General features: G+C 39.3%; 13 protein-coding genes and 2 pseudogenes. 10 read left to right on the top strand and 5 right to left on the bottom strand.

From position 1 onward, the window contains the following. Positions 1-66: 66 nt before the first annotated feature. Together DXB91_RS04385 and DXB91_RS04380 are read left to right on the top strand one after the other, a co-directional pair. Positions 67-372, top strand: a complete 306-nt coding sequence (locus DXB91_RS04385; RefSeq protein ID WP_044998115.1) for a type II toxin-antitoxin system RelB/DinJ family antitoxin — start codon at positions 67-69, stop codon at positions 370-372. Continuing rightward, positions 369-698 carry a type II toxin-antitoxin system RelE/ParE family toxin gene (locus DXB91_RS04380; RefSeq protein ID WP_004851931.1) on the top strand — a complete coding sequence of 110 codons (330 nt, stop codon included), beginning with the start codon at positions 369-371 and terminating at the stop codon, positions 696-698. Before DXB91_RS04385 ends, DXB91_RS04380 begins: the two co-directional genes overlap by 4 nt. A gap of 41 nt (positions 699-739) precedes the next feature. Here DXB91_RS04380 and DXB91_RS14385 read toward each other — a convergent pair. From DXB91_RS14385 to DXB91_RS04350, 5 genes and pseudogenes are all read right to left on the bottom strand, one after another. Next, positions 740-1,044 (bottom strand): annotated as a pseudogene (locus tag DXB91_RS14385) (terminase TerL endonuclease subunit); the annotation flags it as partial. Beyond that, a pseudogene (locus DXB91_RS14730) lies at positions 1,038-1,256 on the bottom strand (hypothetical protein); the annotation flags it as partial. The pseudogenes DXB91_RS14385 and DXB91_RS14730, both read right to left, overlap by 7 nt. A gap of 476 nt (positions 1,257-1,732) precedes the next feature. Further along, positions 1,733-2,251, bottom strand: a complete 519-nt coding sequence (locus tag DXB91_RS04355; RefSeq protein ID WP_330416313.1) for a DUF2800 domain-containing protein — start codon at positions 2,249-2,251, stop codon at positions 1,733-1,735. Continuing rightward, on the bottom strand, positions 2,229-2,393 hold the full coding sequence (locus DXB91_RS14615; RefSeq protein ID WP_004851918.1) for a DUF2800 domain-containing protein: 165 nt from the start codon (positions 2,391-2,393) through the stop codon (positions 2,229-2,231). Before DXB91_RS14615 ends, DXB91_RS04355 begins: the two co-directional genes overlap by 23 nt. 289 nt (positions 2,394-2,682) lie before the next feature. Then, entirely contained in the window at positions 2,683-3,201 is a 519-nt protein-coding gene (locus DXB91_RS04350; RefSeq protein ID WP_118016921.1) for a helix-turn-helix transcriptional regulator, read from the bottom strand. A 547-nt stretch (positions 3,202-3,748) separates the two neighbouring features. Here DXB91_RS04350 and DXB91_RS04345 point away from each other — a divergent pair. From DXB91_RS04345 to DXB91_RS04310, 8 genes are read left to right on the top strand one after another with little or no spacing between them, the layout of a single operon-like run. Beyond that, a complete protein-coding gene (locus DXB91_RS04345) occupies positions 3,749-3,943 on the top strand; it encodes a helix-turn-helix domain-containing protein (protein ID WP_004851913.1) in 195 nt (64 codons plus the stop codon). A 36-nt stretch (positions 3,944-3,979) separates the two neighbouring features. Beyond that, positions 3,980-6,649, top strand: coding sequence for a type I restriction-modification system subunit M (locus tag DXB91_RS04340; RefSeq protein ID WP_004851911.1), 2,670 nt, complete (start codon positions 3,980-3,982; stop codon positions 6,647-6,649). Continuing rightward, on the top strand, positions 6,643-7,893 hold the full coding sequence (locus DXB91_RS04335) for a restriction endonuclease subunit S (protein ID WP_118016920.1): 1,251 nt from the start codon (positions 6,643-6,645) through the stop codon (positions 7,891-7,893). Before DXB91_RS04340 ends, DXB91_RS04335 begins: the two co-directional genes overlap by 7 nt. A 14-nt stretch (positions 7,894-7,907) precedes the next feature. Next, positions 7,908-11,048 (top strand): type I restriction endonuclease subunit R, encoded by a 3,141-nt coding sequence (locus DXB91_RS04330; protein WP_118016919.1) that lies wholly within the window; start codon positions 7,908-7,910, stop codon positions 11,046-11,048. Between the two features lie 3 nt (positions 11,049-11,051). Next, on the top strand, positions 11,052-13,601 hold the full coding sequence (locus tag DXB91_RS04325) for a YgjP-like metallopeptidase domain-containing protein (RefSeq protein WP_118016918.1): 2,550 nt from the start codon (positions 11,052-11,054) through the stop codon (positions 13,599-13,601). A 23-nt stretch (positions 13,602-13,624) separates the two neighbouring features. Next, the gene (locus DXB91_RS04320) at positions 13,625-16,111 is read left to right on the top strand and encodes an AAA family ATPase (RefSeq protein ID WP_118016917.1); all 2,487 of its coding nucleotides are present in this window, start codon (positions 13,625-13,627) and stop codon (positions 16,109-16,111) included. Further along, positions 16,108-17,145 (top strand): 5-methylcytosine-specific restriction endonuclease system specificity protein McrC, encoded by a 1,038-nt coding sequence (mcrC, locus tag DXB91_RS04315; RefSeq protein WP_004851900.1) that lies wholly within the window; start codon positions 16,108-16,110, stop codon positions 17,143-17,145. Before DXB91_RS04320 ends, mcrC begins: the two co-directional genes overlap by 4 nt. A 14-nt stretch (positions 17,146-17,159) precedes the next feature. Beyond that, a complete protein-coding gene (locus DXB91_RS04310; RefSeq protein ID WP_118016916.1) occupies positions 17,160-18,197 on the top strand; it encodes a virulence RhuM family protein in 1,038 nt (345 codons plus the stop codon). The last annotated feature ends 575 nt before the right edge of the window (positions 18,198-18,772 follow it).

Below are 18,772 nucleotides of genomic sequence, written 5' to 3'. Positions count from 1 at the left end.
TAATTTGCGCAAATGCTTGCAATTGCAAGCAAAAACAAATATAATGAAGAAAAAGGAGGCGATACTATGGCAAATACATCCGCTGTTTATGCAAGAATAGATACTAATCTCAAGGATAATGCTGAGAGCATTCTTTCTCAGCTTGGCATTTCTCCATCCAGTGCAATTCAGATGCTTTATAGTCAGATCGTACTGAAAAAAGGTATGCCGTTTGAATTGAAACTTCCTTCTTCTAAGCCATCAGCTGTTGGTGCAATGACCAGAGAGGAACTTGATGCAGAACTCCAGAAGGGTGTTGATTCCATCAAAGCAGGAAAGGTATATTCTGCAGATGAAGTCGATGCGGTACTTGCAAAGGAGTTTGGCATATGACGGATAGCTATAATGTCGGCTATTCTGTAGATGCACTTGGTGATTTGCGTGAAATCTATTCGTACATTGCGAATGAACTCCTTGTTCCGGAGACAGCCGCAGCTCAGCTGGGGCGCATACGAAAGGAAGTTCGTTCATTGGATTTCATGCCAGCTCGTTATACCTTAGTTGAATGGGAGCCTTGGCATTCGATGAAAATGCATCAGCTTCCGGTAGACAATTTTATTGTGTATTATCTTGTCGATGACAAGGAGAGGACAGTCACAGTAGCACGAATATTCTACGGTGGTCGTGATATCGAAGGAATCATAAATTCAAATAAATAAACAGAAGTGGAGCTTTTTGTGTAAAAACAAAAGTTCCATTTTTATATGAATAAAATTCCTCTGTCATCATAGATAGAAGCGCCTGTATTATTTCCACAGCGGATTGCACGGTCAAGTCCCATAATAGTGGCGACGGCTCCATCGATTTTCTCTGTGGATTTTTCTTAGTCAGCCTTTATATTGCCTGCTGGGTCGGTGCGGATATAGATATTATCCATCATCCAACGGAGTACCGGATGACCACCGTGAGCCAGCTTTTGCTCCAGCGTTAGCTTCATAAGTTCCTTTGCCGGTGGGACATATCCTTAAATCCCTGACCGAAAGGAACAACAGTAAAGCCCATGCCCACTTGATGACAAATTCATCTTCCAGGGCAAGAAAGACTTCTTTGGGAATCTGTTCTCCACAAGCAGGGTCAATCACCTGAACGGGTTGGTTGTCTGTGCTATAGGCAAAGAGTAAGATTTCAAAATTGGGGGACTCCACATAACGATAGGCGCCTGTTTTCTGAAGAGGCACATCACTGTATGTCTCAATATCAATGCTAAGTGTTTTCACGAGATTGTCCTTTCTACAAAACAGGCAGCAGAGAAATCTCTGCCACCTGCCGTGTTACTGTTTATCTTTATTATTGGATTTGTATTTACTAATGTCACGTCGGATGTGGTATACCGCATAGCGGATAAGATAGAGAATGATTTTCCCTATGTTATAAATGATGAAGTCACATACCGCTACAAAAAAGGGGTATGCGATGGCGTTAGCAATAAATAGATTTAAGATTTCTGCAAAGCCATTCATAGATTGTCTCCTTTTGTTGAAAGATGTACTGGCGGCAGCAAAATCACCGCCAGCAGGTTAATAGATTACTTAGAGTCCTTCATGCGTTTTTCGTGGTATTCGAGATCACGCTTGTCATTTCCCTGTTCGCGCTTTTCGCGTTTGTGGTCATTGATGATACTCTGAATCATAGAGATTGCAGTAGTAAGGCCACACACGCGAAGTAGCCGATACAGATGTTTACAAGAATTGTGCTAATCATAATTGTTTTCATAGTTTGTCACCTCAATATAATCATTTTTTGCTGTGTTCTTTGCCGGGCGTTTATCGCTCTCCGGCACAAGAGTAGGTTTGCCTTGTGGCTTTTCAATGTAGGCTGCAAGGAGCTCTTCAAAGCGAGACTTACCGAGCAGCTTTTGCATGGCTGTGATACCAAGCAGCTTCTTTTCGTAAGGGTCAAAACCAGCAGCTTCGACAGCTTTCGATACGTCGTCTTCACTGGTGTATCTGCGGTTGGAACGACCCTCGACCAGCTTCCAGCTGGTCCATTCTTTACCGCTGATTGCCTGCTGGATTGCATACTCCTTGATGTCGTTGGCCCAAGAGATCAGTTCGTCGACACGGGAAAGGATGACTTCAATTTCCGAATCCTCCAACAGTGGCGGCAACTTGAAATCGTGCTGTGCGAGTAGAAGATTGGCTTCAGCTCTGGCTCGGCATTTATGATTTGCTTTACAGAATCCGCACCATTCACCGCACAGGAAGTTTTCCATCACCGGAAAAGCCTAAGTCAGCAGTAGGTTTCAGAACTTCATCGACCCATTGATACAGGTCATCCTTGCTGACCTCATAGGTGGAAACGTTCTGGTGTATGGGCTGGTAGATGGTCATAGCCATATCGTTCATTTTTGACATTTACTGTTTCTCCTTCCTCGGATTGTCTGTGTGCGGCGATGATTCTGAGATTCTTCGCCATTCTTGCGGATACCTGGCTGGTTGCAGTGAGAGTAGCAATCACTTCTGCGTCAGTGCCGCTTCTGTTGTGAAAAGTTCGATTCACGATGTTCACCTCGCTTTCTGTAGGTCGCTTTGTTTCGTCTTACACTACTCAATGGAGGTGAGATTGCCGTTTGGCCGAAAAATATAAGAAACTTTTTTGAAAAGAAAAATCGTCCCCTGAAGAAGCAGAGGACGACCATTCATATTAGATGTAGTCCTTAAGCTCGGAACGGAGCTTCTTGAACAGCTTGTCCCTACGATATACAAAGGTATTGCGAGAGAGTCCCATTTCCTTGCCGCAGTCACGTTCAGATTTTCCCTGCATAATAAGCTGACAGATAAGTCGACCTTCCGGGTCCAGTTCATTCAGCTTTGCATAGAGAGCGTGAAGAAGTTCTGCATCCTCCAATACTTCAGCGATAGCTGCAGATTCATCTGGCATATCATCAAGCCAGCTCTTTTCGTTTCCGTCAGAGTCACTTACAGTATTGTCGAGAGAAAGCTGATCGCCAGCTTTGGCATAAGGACAGGTTAAACAATCCATGTCACATAAGTAGCGTTTGCTTGCAGGGCAGACACAGCGGCCATGTTCCTGCTGACGCTTGCGATAGGCGTTGATGTCACGGTAGTAGTTCGTGTAGAACTCCTTGTTGACATCCACCCAGCTTTTGGATTCCTTGATGTAGATACGATACTCTTTACTCTGATTGTCTTTGTTTGCCATTCGATTTTCTCCTTTCGGCATTTGAACCGAAGCGGAGATAACCGATATGGCTGCCAGTGTTTTTCATAAGATGGTCACCTCATGCGGATAACTCCGCTTCTTTCCGGTGACCAGCCGTTCGTAAGCTGGCAACTCTATTAATAATGTTCTCTTGTTCATCAACTACGAACACACCACGTGGCCACGAAGATGGTGAGTTGATGAACAAGTCAGACTGGTTAACGTCTTGTCCGAGACGAGTTTTTAATAACTATCTTAAATATGCCAGATTTCAAAATAAAAACCTCAGACATGCCTATGTCCGTTTTTAGGAATAATGAGATGATTGATGGAACGGATAATGATTGAAAATCCTGGATTTACAAAAGAAAAGACCGGACATATACATGTCCGGCTACCTAAAAACAAATATGAACGAATAGTAAATTTTCTAAGAAAAATAATAACAAATATAAGCAAATAACAAGAAACTGCTTGTTTTTGCTGGCGAAAATGACTATAATATTATTGGGTAATTATATCTATACGTAACTTCGAGAGGTGAAATATGGAAGATAAGTTGAATGATAAATGGATAAACATTGAAGAAGCTGCTGAATACCTAGGTGTCAAGCCGGTGACGCTCCGAGGATGGATACGTAATGATAAAGGAATACCAGCACACAAAATCGGGAAGCAATGGAAGTTTAAATGTTCTGAACTTGATGTGTGGGTTAAAAGTGGAAAAAGCGCTATCGAGTAATTGAGACAGTAAATAAAATACAAGGAGATTCTGGCAATGGCAGTAAAGAAAACAGAGCTATATAGCTCCCTTTGGGCGAGCTGCGATGCATTGCGCGGAGGCATGGATGCATCACAATATAAGGATTACATACTTACACTTTTATTTATGAAGTATGTAACTGATAAATACAAAGGACAGAAATACGGAGATTTGACGGTTTTTGATAAGGCAAATGATCCGAATCCTGACCCTGAGAAAAGAACAGGCTGTTCTTTTGATGATTTTATAGCACTTAAAAATAAGAAGAACATTGGTGAAGGTATAGATAAGATTATAGCTCGCCTAGCTGAAGTAAACGAAGGGTTGAAGGGCGTTATAGATATTGCTCATTTTAATGATGAAGCAAAAATAGGTAAAGACAAAGAGATGGTTGATAAGCTTACTAAGCTTATTGCAATTTTTCAGCGTCCTGAACTTGATTTTTCAAAGAACAAAGTAGAAGGCGACGATATTATTGGTGACGCTTACGAATATTTGATGCGTAACTTTGCGTCTGAAAGTGGAAAGAGTAAGGGACAATTCTACACTCCGGCAGAGGTATCTCGAATTCTTGCAAAAATTATCGGTATCGATAAGTGTACAGACCATGATGCAACCGTATGCGATCCGGCTTGTGGAAGTGGATCTTTGTTAATCAGAGCATTAGCAGAAGCTCCTTTTGAAATTTCAGGCTATGGTCAGGAAAAAGATGGTTCTACAGCTGGTTTGGCAAAGATGAATGCGGTTCTTCATAATAAAGCTACAATTAGAATTATGGCAGGAAACACATTCTCAGATCCGCAGTTTATGAAAACTGATAATCCATCAGAACTTGAGCGATTTAATTATATTGTGGCAAACCCTCCATTCTCTCTTAAAAACTGGTCCGATGGGTTAAAAGAGTTTGGGCGATTTTCTGGATATGGGGATAGACCACCTGAAAAGAATGGTGATTACGCTTGGTTAATGCACATTTTGAAAACCCTGAAGTCTACTGGTAAAGCAGCAGTAATTCTTCCTCATGGAGTATTGTTTAGAGGAAATGCTGAAGCAACTATCAGACAGACAATTGTTGATAAAGGCTGGATTAAAGGAATTATCAGCTTGCCTCCAAACTTATTTTACGGAACGGGTATTCCTGCTTGCATTCTCGTAATTGATAAAGAAGGTGCGGAAAACCGCGCTGGTATATTTATGATTGATGCAGGCAAGGGCTATGTAAAAGATGGAAGCAAGAACAGACTCCGTGAACAGGATATTTATCGTATTGTAACTACTTTTAATGAGCAGATTACAACAGATCCTAAATATGCTCGTTTTGTACCAAACAAAGAAATTAAGGAAAAGAATGGGTACAACTTAAATATTTCTCGTTACATTGATTCTTCTGCCCCGGAGGATATTCAGGATATCTATGCGCATATTCATGGTGGTATACCAGCAGCGGATATTGATGCACTAGAACGTTTCTGGACTGCATTCCCGACTCTGAAGAATGAACTTTTTGGTGTGTTTAGTGAAGGATACTATAAGCTGAATGTAGAAGAAGATGTGATTCGTCAGACAACATACTCTAACGCAGAATTTGCTGTTTATGGAGAAATGATTGATGAAGTATTCGCAAATTGGAAGTCTTACGCAGATTCTAAACTTAAGAATTTGAAGGCTGGCGTGTCTGCAAAAGAACTGATTATTGAATTGGCTCAAGCTATATTGAAAGAGTTTGAGAGCCTTTCACTTATTAATAAATATGATGTATATCAGGTACTTCTTGCTTACTGGAATGAAGTGCTTAGTGATGATGTTTCTATGATTATCTCCGACGAAGCTGGTTATGGCGTTGCAAGAGAAACAGAAAACATTATGAAAGAAACAAAGAAAAAAGATGATGATGGAAATCAGGAATTGAAAGTTGCAGGATGGGAAGGAAAACTTATTCCCAAAGCGCTTATTATTTCCGAACTTTTCCCGGAAGAGAAAAAAGCGATGGATGACCTTGTTGATTTTGTTGTAGAAACAGATTCTCGTCTTATGTCTTTAGTTGAAGAATCTGCAGAGGATTCCGTTTTGTCCGATGTGGCTGAAGGTGGAAAAGTTAAGAGCAAGGATATCCAAGAAAAGATGGATGAAATCATGAGCCATGTTCATACTCCACTGATTGATGGACTAGTCAAATTACAGGGCATGCTTCCTATGAAGAAAAAGGAGTATGTGGATTATATTAGTAACAATATTATTCTTGAAGTGGCTTATACAGAAAAAGGTACTGTGACAAAGACATCCGTTTCATATGCATTGGCAATGGCACGCGCAGAAGCACCAGCTCCGGAAGCATATGCAGATGATTATGCAGAGTTGAAAGCTGCGTTTGAATTAGCTAAGAAGTCCGAAGAATCAACAAAGCTTATCAAGGAGATGGATAAAGAACTTGACGAGAAGGCTCGTGAGAGATATGCAACTTTAACAGACGATGAAATCATAGATTTACTGGTAAATAAAAAATGGTATTACACCATCGGTACAGGTATTAATGATTTGTATGCAGCAATCTCCCATCAGCTTGCAGACCGCATTATTGAACTTTCTAAACGTTATGAAAATACTCTTCCTGATCTTATGAAGCAGACTGCTGACTATGAGGCAAAGGTCAAGAGTCATCTGGAGAGGATGGGCTTCAAATGGTAAAAGAATTAAAACATACGGAGATTGGTGATATTCCAGTAGACTGGGAACTCCAAACATTTGACGAAACGTTTAGGGTGATATCCAATAATACTCTGTCACGTGAAAATTTAAATAATCGTGGTGGAGCTGTAAGAAATATTCATTATGGTGATATTTTAACAAAGTTTCCGGAAGTATTGGATTGTAACGAAGAAGAAATTCCATACGTAAATGAGTTATCTCTGTTATCCTCATCGACTCAATTACTTCAGGACGGTGACATTGTTGTTGCAGATACGGCAGAGGACGAAACTGTTGGAAAAGTTATTGAGGTACAGAATCTCGGTGATAGTAAACTTGTTGCAGGACTTCATACCATTCCATGTAGAGTTAAAAAAGGTGATTTTGCTCCGGGGTGGTTAGGATATTACATGAATTCTGATTTATTTCACAATCAAATATTGCCATATATAACAGGTATAAAAGTGTCATCAATATCAAAAGGAGCTATTTCAGAGACATTGATATTGGTACCTCCATTTGATGAACAGGAGAAAATAGTACAATCATTAAATAAAATACAGTTATTAATGACATCAGAAACAAAAGTTGTAAATAAGATAAAGCTTGTTAAAAATGGATGTTTATCGAAAATGTTTCCACAAAAGGATGACACAGTTCCAGAAATGCGTTTGCCAGGATTTACTGAAGCTTGGGAACAGCGTAAGTTCAGTGATATTGCAGCAAGAGAGTCTTTCGTTTCTACATCTGCGTCAGATGTTCCAAGTGTAGAGTATGAAGATGTAGTAGCAGAAGAAGGACGGTTGAATAAAGATATCCGCTTAAAAGAAGCGGTAAAGTCTGGAATTACATTTGATGGCTCGCAGGTACTTTATGGAAAGCTTCGTCCATATCTGCATAACTGGTTAAATCCAGATTTTAAGGGCATTGCAGTCGGCGATTGGTGGGTATTAAAGCCTATTAATATGGAAAAAAACTTCCTTTATCGCCTTATTCAAACACAGCAATTTGATAATATTGCAAACCAGTCATCGGGCTCAAAAATGCCACGTGCAGATTGGAATTTAATCTCCAATTCGCAATTTGTGGTTCCATTTTCAAAAGAGGAACAGAGTAAGATTGGTGGATATTTTGATAACATCGACCACCTCATCACTCTTCATCAGTGTAAGTGTGATAAATATTCGAATATTAAAAAAGGTATGATGAGCGACTTGCTTACAGGAAAAATACGATTAGTTTAAGGAGGAATGTACGCATGAGTATTGGCGACACTGAAAGAGCTACCCAAGATCGTGTAGTTAGCTTCTTTAAGGATAGAGATATCCTTGATTATGAATATTTAGGCAATTTAAAAGACGCCGCAAATAAGAACATCCGTGAAGACCGTCTTCGTGCGTACTTACGCCTTAGCGGATACAGCCAGAAGTTAATTGACGGTGCTGTTTCTGAACTAGTAAAAGCAGCAGATGATATGACACATGGTTTGTATGATGCAAATCATAAAGTCTATTCCCTTTTGAAATACGGTGCAAAGGTAAAGGAAACAGCCGACGGAGCACCGAAGACAGTTTACTTTATGGATATTGAAACACCTACTAATAACGACTTTGCGATTGCGGAGGAAGTTACAGTAGTTGACCGTCAGGAAAAGAGACCAGACATCGTAATTTATGTGAATGGTATTGCTATGGCTGTCATTGAATTGAAGAAAAGTAGTGTCTCTGTTTCTAATGGTATTCGTCAAAATCTGACAAACCAGAAAGATGGATTCATTGCGCCGTTCTTTACGACGATGCAATTCTGTATGGCCGGTAATGAAATAGAGGGTCTTCGCTATGGAACAATACTGACCGGTGAAAAATATTATATGGAATGGAAGCCAGATGGATTTCATGAAAATGAAGATGAGCGTGCTCCAGAGGACGCACGCATCATGGCTTATTGCGAAAAACTGGACAACCTGCTTTTACAGCAAATTTACCAGATGTTTGATAAAAAACGTTTTATTGACCTTATTGAAAACTTTGTTGTGTATGACAAAGGAATCAAAAAGGTATGTCGATACAATCAGTTTTATGGCATCAAGCGTACGCAGAACAGATTGGCAAAGCAGCGTGGCGGTATTATTTGGCATACTCAGGGTAGTGGTAAAACACTTACTATGGTTTGGCTTTCAAAATGGATTCTTGCGAATTGTCAAGAAGAAAATCCTCGCGTGCTTATTGTAACAGACAGAGATGAGCTGGATGAACAGATTGAAAAGACTTATATCGGCGTCGATGAAAAAATCACCAGAACCAAGAGTTGTGATGACTTGCTTCAAAAATTGAATTCTTATGATGATTCATTGTTGTGTTCATTGGTGCATAAGTTTGGCCGTCGTGGTGGTGAAGCCACAGAATCTGATTATGATAAGTATATTGATGAGTTAAAAAAAGCGCTTCCTGCAGATTTTAAAGCAAAGGGTAAAATCTTTGTATTTGTTGATGAGTGTCACAGAACTCAGTCTGGTAAATTACATGCAGCAATGCAGGCAATTATGCCGGAAGCAATCTTTATTGGTTTCACAGGTACACCGTTATTAAAGAAAGATAAGAAAACAAGTATCGAAGTTTTCGGAACATACATTCACAGCTACAAATACAATGAAGCGGTTAGAGATGGTGTTGTACTTGATTTGAGATACGAATATAGAGATATTCCACAGGATATTACAGCCCATGACAGGATTGACCAGTGGTTTGATGTAAAGACTCGTACTCTTTCAAGCAGAGCAAAGGCAAAGTTGAAAGAAAAATGGGCAAGCATGCAGAAGATTTATAGTTCACGTTCAAGACTTGAGCGTGTTGCATGGGACATTATTCAGGATTTTGATTTGAAGCCTCGTTTGATGGATGGTAATGGAAATGCAATTCTTGTAGCGGATTCTATCTATTCAGCATGCAAATATTATGAAATTTTTCAGCAGCGTGGGTTTAAGAAATGTGCAATCATTTCATCATATACACCACAGGCAGGAGATCTCAGAACAGATACTGTAAGTGCAGATGAGGAAACAGAGACTTTTGAAAAATATGAGATTTATCTTCGTATGTTAGGATTTAATCCTGACAATCTTCCGGAGAAAGTTTCTATTCAAAAGAAAGTGGAGGAATTTGAAAAAGAGGCAAAGGAAAAGTTTATCAATGAGCCTGCAAATATGAAGTTACTTATTGTAGTTGATAAGCTTCTCACAGGATTTGATGCACCTCCTTGTACATATCTTTACATTGATAAGAGCATGCAAGACCACGGTTTATTCCAAGCTATTTGTCGTGTAAATAGATTAGATGGTGATACCAAGGAATTTGGTTATATTGTGGATTACAAGCAGCTTTTTGGAAATTTAAAAAATGCTATGGATAAGTACACATCTGGAGCATTTGAGAACTATGCCCCTGAAGATGTAGATGGACTTCTTAAAGATAGAGGTGATGAGGCTATTAAACATTTCAAAGATATTTACGAAGAGCTAGAAGAATTATGCGAGGGTGTCGAAGCTCCGAAAGAAGATTTGCAGTATCTTCACTATTTCTGCGGCGTTTCCGGCATGAGCGAAGACATGGATGAAATCTATGCTCGCCTTCGTGAAAAATTATATAAACTCGTAAGCAGTTTAGTTCGTGCTTATGCTGAAGCAAAGCAGTATATGGTTGATATTTGTTCTGCAACAGAACTTAATGCTTATGAGAATAAAGTACATTTCTATATTGAGTTAAAGCAAACTATCGGAAATAAGAGCGGCGACTTCTTAGATTTTAAGGCATATGAACCGGATATGCGAAAGCTTATTGATAATTACATCATGGCTTCTGATAGTATCAAAATTGGTGAATTTGATGACCTAACACTTCTCGATTTCGTAATGGATCAAGGTGAAACGATGACCGGAGAAGATACGCCTTCAGGTCAGAAAGAAGGTGCGGCGGAAGCAATTGAAAACAATATCCGTCGTAAAATGGTAGAAAAGGTAACTGTAAATCCAAAATACTATGAAAAGATGTCAGCGATTTTGGATAAACTGATTCAAGATAGACAGAAGGGCGTTTTGTCCTATAAGGAACTTCTTGATGAATATATTAAACTCGCAAAGAATGTTGACCATCCGGAAGAAAATGAAGACTATCCTGAAAGCGTGAGATATAGTAAGGCCATGCAAGCATTATATGATAATGTTGGCGGGGATGAAGTGTTGGCTATTGAACTTCATAAAGCTGTTATGAATAGTAAAATGAGTGGTTTTCGTGGGGATTCAATCAAGGAAAGAAGAATCAAGAGAGCGTTGTTTGCAATTCTCAATGATGATGCAGAGGTTGAACGTTTGTATAAGATTATTGAGAAGCAGGAGGAATATTAATAGATGAGAATTGTGATTTCGGGCATACCGATCGATATTCAAAAAAAGAATATTAAGAATATGCACCTTCAGATAAAACCGCCTGATGGACATGTTGTTATTTCGGCACCATTATCAATGGATGATAAGGCAATCGAGGTGTATGCTCGAACCAATCTCAGTTGGATAAAAAAACAAATTGAGAAGTTCCAGCAACAACCAAGAAGTGCTAAGCGACAGTATGTTAGCGGTGAAACTATGTACATCTGGGGCAAACAGTATTACTTATCCTTTGTACCAGATGCTCAAAAGAACAGCTTTGAAATTCAAGGAGATAAAGTAATTCTCTCAATGAGAGAAGATAGTACGGTTAAGCAACGAGAAAACTATGTGCGTGAACAGTATCGTAGCTTACTAAAAGTTGAGATAGAAAGACTTCTTCCTAAATGGGAACAAATTACTGAGCTTCACTGTGAGTCGTGGCAAACAAAATATATGGTTACGCGTTGGGGAACCTGTAACACTGAAAAAAAGAAGCTGTGGTTTAATCTGCAGTTGGCCCAGAAACCTATTGAATGTTTAGAATATGTTATTTTACATGAATTGATTCATCTGAGGGAACGTACACATAATTCGACATTTATTGCATATATGGACATGTATATGAAAAACTGGAGAGCAGTACGAAAAGAATTGAATGATTCAAGACTAGACTATTATGATGCTCAGGATGAGAGTCCTTTGCAAAAATTGATCGACCAAAGAAGATATGATGAGATAAAAGACGCTGTTCTTGATTATATGACGGAAAAAGTGAAAGAGAATAAAGCTACACTATCAGACATCGAAATCCAAAATGTAGTCCATATTGAACAGGTAGATGATGGTGCGATTAGCTTTTCTGTAATCGTTAGTTGTGATATCGAACATTCTATATCTTCAACGGGTAGGGTTTCGTTTACTGAAAAATGGCTTGATGTAAGGTGTAAAGTTCTTTTAGGCGTGGAACTAACAGATTTTGAAATTATAAATATTAATGAATGTGAGCAACAGGAAGATTCAGATAATGACAAGTATTCCGGTGAATTGGTACCGATTATTTCAAGAGATGCTTTTGAAAATGAAGCTACAAAATTCCTGGAGAAATATTATCCTTTGGCTTTACAGGAACCGGTAGCTGTTCCTATTAGAAAGATTGCAGAGGACATGGGTCTTTCGATTATAGAAGATTCGTTGCTTTCATCAGAACTTGATATTTTTGGTTTGGTTGTTTTTGAAGACGGAAATATTAAGGATAAAAACAAGAATATTGTTATCAGAAATGCCAAACGTGGAACAGTTTTGATAGATCCTCGTGTATATTATGAACGAACCTTAGGTACTGTGAACTTTACCATTGCGCATGAGTGCTTCCATTGGTATAGGCATCAACCGTATCATGCTTTGATGAAGATGCTTGGAGCAAATGATGAATTAGGGAAAATAATACAGTGTTCTATAGGTAGCAATGCAAAAGATTCAGAAAAGTGGAAGGCTGTGGATTGGATGGAGTGGCAAGCTAATGGAGTTGCTCCACATATCTTGATGCCAACAAATACAGCAAAAATAAAAATTTCAGAACTCATAGAAAAATACCATATTCATTTTGATGGTACAGATGGTTATCAAATCGAGGAAATGATTTCAGAATTAGCTGATTTCTATGGATTATCAAAACAGGCAGTTAAGATGCGCATAAGAGAAATGGGCTTTGCAAAAGTTGATGGTGCATTTACATATGTTAATGGACAATATGTTACTCCATTTTCATTTGATGCATCAGCCTTGACGGATAATCAATCGTTCACAATATCCTCAGCTGATTTATTTAAGGCGTATTGTTTAAATAAAGACTTTAGAAAAGCCATTGATACAGGAAAGTTTGTTTATGTTGAGGGCCATGTTTGCCTTGATGATGAGAAGTATATCATACATTCAGAGGGGCGAGTAAAACTTACACAGTATGCTTTATCTCACATGGATGAATGCTGTCTTGCTTTTGATAAGGGATATAGTTATCAGTCGAAGTATCAGGGACAAAAATACTATGTCCAAATGATGTACAAGACGCCGAGTCAGGTGGCAGCACAAGAATACTCATTTGAGATGAATGCTCACAACAGAACATTGTTATCTCAAATCCAGAGAGCAAGTCGAAGCGCTGATGCAATGAGATTATATCCGGGAGCCTTCTCTGAAACATTGGTACAGCTTATGAAAGAGAAAAAGCTTTCTAATAAGAAATTAGCAGATGCCTCATTGGTGGGCGAACGTACAATACAGAGATTAAGAAATGAGGAAGAATATCCCACAACAGTTCAAACGGTTTTGGGATTGTGTTACGGATTACAGCTTTCAGTGCCTGAAGCAGAAATGTTGGTCGGGAAAACCGATTTCAATATAAAGCCAACTAATCCACAAAATAATGCTTATAGATGCGTATTAAGCTCATGTGCCGAGAATAGCATATATGAGGTTAATGAGATGTTAGAATCTTGTGGATTTGAGCCACTTGGTAGTTCAAAAATGGGATAATGCATAAGGAGGTACTTTATTAAATGCAATACGATTGGATAGATTTTTACACAGAGTTTGCTACTAAGCTTCTTCCTTTTAAAACTGATAGAAAGACCCTTATTCAGAAAATATATGCGGTGTATGACGCAGCTGGAATTAGTGTTCCGAAACTTGAAAGTGGCGATGTGATTATTGATGTTGATCCGTTCACCATCTTTGGCACATTCAACAAGGGAATAACAAATGCTAATAGAATTGCTATTCTTAACGGGATAGCATCAGAGTTTGGGATTGCTACACATGTTCCGAGTATTTTTGATGGAATTCCGGTTCTCAATAATCTGAAAGCAACATTCTATGGATTTAAAGATGATAGAAAAGCAGGTGATATTGATAATTTGTGGAGCTTGTTTGAAACTGCTCTTGTACTTGCCGATAATGACACAGCAGATAACCGCCGGAAATTTTCTGACGTTTATGATATGGTACATGATCAGCTTTGCATTCGCTGGAATATTACGATGGGTCTGTATTGGATTCGTCCTTATTCATTTATTAACCTGGATTCCAGAAATCGCTGGTTTATAGCTAATGCTCAGAATATGCCGGGTGAATTTGTTGTGGCCGCTGAGAAGAAGTTGAAGAAAGTTCCATATGCAGCAGATTATCTTGAAATAAAGGATTTGTGTAAAAAAGTTCTGGATGCGGGTCAATATGAATACAAGAGCTTCCCGGATTTATCCTATACGGCATGGATTGTCTCTGAGAAAGTAAATCAAGAGAAGTCTGTTGAAAAAGGCAAAAAGACTTCCAAAGCAGAATTTCTCAAATGGTTTATGCCATTATTACAGGCGCTGCGTGATCTGGGAGGATCTGCGACACCAGCAGAGGCAAGAAAGAAAATCATAGAAAACGAGCACTTGTCGGACGAGGTAATAAATGAAACCAGAGGCAAAACACAAGTTAACAAATTTGAAAATGAAGTTGCTTTTGCAAGAAATTATCTCGTCGGAGCGGGCTATATCGATAAGAGCGTAAGAGGCGTGTGGACACTTACTGAGGCAGGAAAGACAGTGGAATTAACAGCGGAGATGGCATCAGATATTTTCAAAAAAGGCGTCTCTGATGCAAAGAGCAATAAAACGAATGATAGCGATGCTCTTGCAGACAACGATATCGATACCGTTCGTTATTGGCTCTATGCCCCGGGGCAAGGTGCTGATAAATGGGAAGAGTGCTATAAAAATGGCTATATGCTGTTGGGCTGGGGAGAAATTGGAGATCTTGGAGTATTCAGCTCTAAAGATGAAATGAAACAGCAGATGAAGCAGGAATATGGCGATAGTAGCTCTTATAAGAATTCAGCTCATGCTACATGGCAGTTCGTCCATGATATAAGGGTTGGTGATGTTGTATTTGTGAAGAAAGGCAACAATGGCATTCTTGGTAAAGGAATCGTTGAGTCTGACTACGAATACGATGCTGATCGTGCAGATGAGTATTCAAATGTCAGAAAAGTTAACTGGACCAATAAGGGTAATTGGACAATTAACCATCAGGCACCGCAGAAAACTTTGACTGATATTACTCCATATAGTGATTTTGTGCAGGAAATTAAAGACTTATTTGAAGACGATGATATAGTTGACGACGAGCAGGAAGTTACCTATCCAGAGTACACTGTGGAGAATTTCCTAGATGATGTCTATATGTCTGAAGAAGACTATTCTAGATTAGTTGGCTTGCTTAGAAACAAGAAAAACATTATTTTGCAGGGCGCTCCAGGGGTGGGAAAAACTTATGCTGCTAAGCGTTTGGCATATTCCATGATGGGTGTAAAAGATGTAGAGCGTGTGATGATGGTGCAGTTCCATCAGAGTTATTCCTATGAAGATTTTATTATGGGTTTTCGTCCATCTGCTACAGGATTTGAACTGAAGAAAGGTGCATTCTATAATTTCTGTAAGAAGGCTGAGATAGACAGTGATAACGAATATTTCTTTATTATAGATGAAATCAATCGTGGAAATCTGAGTAAGATCTTCGGTGAACTGTTTATGCTGATTGAAAATGATAAACGAGGAAATGCGCTGCAGCTTCTGTATTCGGATGAAAAGTTTGCAGTTCCGAAGAATGTCTATATTATTGGCATGATGAATACTGCAGACAGAAGCCTTGCTATGCTGGATTATGCACTTCGTAGAAGGTTTGCTTTCTTTGATATCAAGCCAGGGTTTGAGACTTCGGGGTTCCGTGAGTATCGTATGGCATTAGATAATGAGAAGTTCAACAAACTGATCAGTTGCGTCGAGAGTTTAAATAGAGAGATTTCTGTCGACGAATCTCTGGGCGAAGGGTTCTGCATTGGTCACAGCTACTTCTGCAATTTACAACCTGATGCAATTGACGATAGTTGGCTTTATGGTGTTGTGGAATATGAGTTGATACCTTTGTTGAAAGAATATTGGTTTGATGAACCTATGAAGGTGAAAGATTGGAGCGAAAATCTAAGGAGTACGATTAAGTGATACCAATTCAAAACATCTATTATATGCTGTCCTATGCATTTCAGATATTGAATGAGCAAGGTTATAAGAATATAGCCACAGAACAATTTAATAATACTGCTGAGCTGATGGCGGCTATCTTAGAAAAAGGTATCGCGATTCAGCTAAAGCGAGGACTGGGTAAAGAATATATTCCGCAGACAGAGGCGCTCTCTTCACTGCGAGGAAAGATTGATATTGCAGAGTCCATCAAGACACAGTCAATGCTACGGAAACAGCTAATCTGTACATATGATGAGTTTTCGGTTAACAGTATCATGAATCGGATCATCAAATCTACAGTTGAGATCCTCCTGCGCTCGAATATATCGAAACAGCGAAAGAAAAATCTTAGAAAGTTAATGCTGTATTTCAGTGAGGTGGATTTTATTGATTTGTATACGGTAAATTGGAATGTTCAGTATAATCGAAACAATCAGACCTATCGTATGCTGATCTCGATATGTTATTTGGTAGTAAAGGGTCTGTTGCAGACTCAATCAGATGGAAGCACCAAACTGATGGATTTTCTGGATGAGCAGCGTATGTGTCGATTGTATGAAAAGTTCATTCTGGAATACTACAGGAGAGAGTTTAAAAATCAGATTACCGCAAATGCATCACAGATTCCGTGGCAATTGGACAACGACGAGAATTCTATGCTGCCGGTGATGCAAAGTGATATTATGCTCCAGCGTGATGATAGAGTTCTTATCATTGATGCAAAGTACTATGAGCATAGTATGCAGGTACAGTTTAACAAGCATACACTTCACTCGGCTAACCTTTATCAGATTTTTACTTATGTGAAGAATAAGGAATACGAATTGAGAGAGAAGGACCATACGGTTTCGGGAATGCTTTTGTATGCGAAGACTGATGAAGAAATATATCCGAATAATGTATATCAGATGAGTGGTAACCAGATCACAGTCAGGACTCTGGATTTGAATTTACCATTTACAGAAATAGCAGAGCAGCTAGATACAATAGCAAAATTGCATTTCAGTTTATAAAGGAGGCCTCCTATTTGAAAAAGAAAAAAGACGAAATAACCATCCGTTCCAGTGCAGCAGAATACTTAACCTATGTTGCCTCTGTCGGTGATCAGCAGGACAGCATAGAGATGCGCTATGAGGATGAAAATATATGGCTGACACAGAAAATGATGGCCACATTGTACGATGTCGGCACTAACACTATAAATTATCATATTAAGAAAATCTTTGAGGACAGTGAGTTACAAGAGGATTCAGTTATTCGAAAATTTCGAATAACTGCCGCCGACGGAAAAAGCTACAGCACAAATCACTATTCCTTAGAGATGATCATTGCAGTAGGATTTAAGGTAAATTCTGAGCGTGCGGTGCAGTTCCGTAAATGGGTCAATCAAATTGCAAAGGACTATACCATCAAAGGCTGGGTTATGGATGACGAACGTCTAAAAAATGGTGGTTCCGTGCTCACAACAGAATACTTTGATCGTTTGCTTGAGCAGATTCGTGAGATCCGTTTGTCTGAGCGTAGATTCTATCAGAAGATAACGGACATTTATGCTACAGCTCTTGATTATGACCGCACAGCAAAAACGACAAAGCAGTTTTTTGCCAAGGTGCAGAACAAGATGCATTATGCAGTTCACGGACATACGGCAGCAGAGTTGATTTATGAGCGAGCAGATGCTGATAAGCCACATATGGGGCTGACCACGTGGGCAGCAGCACCGGAAGGAAAGATTGTAAAAAGTGATGTGAGTGTTGCAAAAAATTATCTTTCTGATCAGGAAATGCGTTCATTAGAGCGTATCGTTTCGGCATACCTGGATCTGGCAGAGGATCGTGCAGAGCGTCACATTCCGATGACAATGGAGGACTGGGCAAAGCGTCTGGATTTATTCCTGATGGCTGATGACAGAGAGGTCCTTCAGGATGCAGGAAAGATCACGGCAGAGATTGCCAAGGCTAAAGCCGAGACTGAATTTGAAAAGTATCGTGTTATTCAGGACAGATTGTTCATGTCTGACTTTGATAAGTACATGCTGGAATTGGAAGAAAATGCGAAGAAGTAATAAGATTGCTTATGCCGGATTTTCAGGCATAACAAGGTCGAGTGCATGGAAAACTGAACATCAGTTAGGTCTAAAAATAGCCGTTGACCTGTTTTTGTAGGAAGAACGGACAAGGTTGAAGCGATGGCGGTTCCTCGCAAGATTTGACTTTTATGTTGGAATCACTATAATAGTAGAAACGATTAAAAAAGTTGAACTTTTTCCGTGGACGAACGAGGTTCAGGCTGTGATATGGATAGCGGAATGTATCAAGATATTTTTGATATAGAATTTGTAGATATGTTTCCGCAAACAAGCGGAGACATTTTGGTACATACCATATTAGCCTGAATAGGTTCCCGATGACCGACATCAATCCGGACCTATCGAGCCATGTAGAGACTATAATAGGGCTACGTCGTACAGATTCGTGAAAATCCTTGAATTTACGCACTTTTGCAGCTTTTTCAATTTCGGCAGAACCGATGTGAAAAGGAATAAAAAGCAGATAGTGGACAGAATTCATGTCGTTGTCGACTATAGAGTCGACACGAGGGACACAATATTCTTTGATGAATAAAAGTGAATAAAATAGC

Origin of the sequence: Coprococcus sp. OM06-34AC, assembly GCF_003462545.1 — a bacterium.
Taxonomy (GTDB): Bacteria; Bacillota; Clostridia; order Lachnospirales; family Lachnospiraceae; genus Coprococcus; species Coprococcus aceti.
The sequence above is the reverse complement of the archived record's forward strand: the minus strand, read 5'-3'. Positions and strand labels throughout refer to the sequence as shown.